The following is a 1,298-nucleotide window of genomic DNA, read 5'->3' as shown; positions in this document are numbered from 1 at the left end:
TCAGGATCACCAGTATTAGGCTCATCAGTAGTAACATTCACAATGTTTGTGATATTTCCTGTGCCAGTAACAAGAACAGTTAGGTTTAAGGTTACAGATTCACCAGTACTCAAATCACCAATATTCCAAACACCAGAAACATTATTATATGATCCTTTACTTGCATTAGCACTAACAAACTGCACTTTACTGTTATTAGTTAAATTTTCAATAACAAAAACACCAGTAGCATTAGTCAAACCATTATTAGTCACAGTAATAGTGTATAAAACATTATCACCAACACTTGCAACAGTAACATTCGCAACCTTAACAATACTCACATTAACAGTATCATTAACAATGACAGTCTCATTATCATCAGGATCACCAGTATTAGGCTCATCAGTAGTAACATTCACAACATTCAAAATACTACCATTACCAACAACAAGAACAGTGATATTCAAACTTACAGATTCACCAGTACTCAAATCACCAATATTCCAAACACCAGAAACATTATTATATGATCCTTTACTTGCACTAGCACTAACAAACTGCACTTTACTATTATTAGTTAAATTCTCAATAACAAAAACACCAGAAGCATTAGTCAAACCATTATTAGTCACAGTAATAGTGTACAAAACATTATCACCAACACTCACAACAGTAACATTCGCAACCTTAACAATACTCACATTAACAGTGCTATTTACAGTGACAGTTTCATTATCATCAGGATCACCAGTATTAGGCTCATTAGTAGTAACATTCACAACATTCAAAATACTACCATTACCAACAACAAGAACATTGATATTCAAACTTACAGATTCACCAGTGCCCAAATCACCAATATTCCAAATCCCAGAAACATTATTATATGATCCTTTACTTGCATTAGCACTAACAAACTGCACTTTACTGTTATTTGTTAAATTTTCAATAACAAAAACACCAGTAGCATTAGTCAAACCATTATTAGTCACAGTAATAGTGTACAAAACATTATCACCAACACTCACAACAGTAACATTCGCAACCTTAACAATACTCACATTAACAGTATCATTAACAATAACAGTCTCATTATCATCAGGATCACCAGTATTAGGCTCATTAGTAGTAACATTCACAATGTTTGTGATATTTCCTGTGCCAGTAACAAGAACAGTTAGGTTTAAGGTTACAGATTCACCAGTGCCCAAATCACCAATATTCCAAATCCCAGAAACATTATTATATATTCCTTTACTTGCATTAGCACTAACAAACTGCACTTTACTGTTATTAGTTAAATTCTCAATAACAAA

At 32.7% G+C, this 1,298-nt stretch carries 1 pseudogene; it reads right to left on the bottom strand.

From position 1 onward, the window contains the following. Positions 1 to 1,298, bottom strand: a pseudogene (locus MBFIL_RS04510) (hypothetical protein); the annotation flags it as partial.

It is taken from the genome of Methanobrevibacter filiformis (genome assembly GCF_001639265.1).
GTDB classification, from domain to species: domain Archaea; phylum Methanobacteriota; class Methanobacteria; order Methanobacteriales; family Methanobacteriaceae; genus Methanacia; species Methanacia filiformis.
The sequence above is the reverse complement of the archived record's forward strand: the minus strand, read 5'-3'. Positions and strand labels throughout refer to the sequence as shown.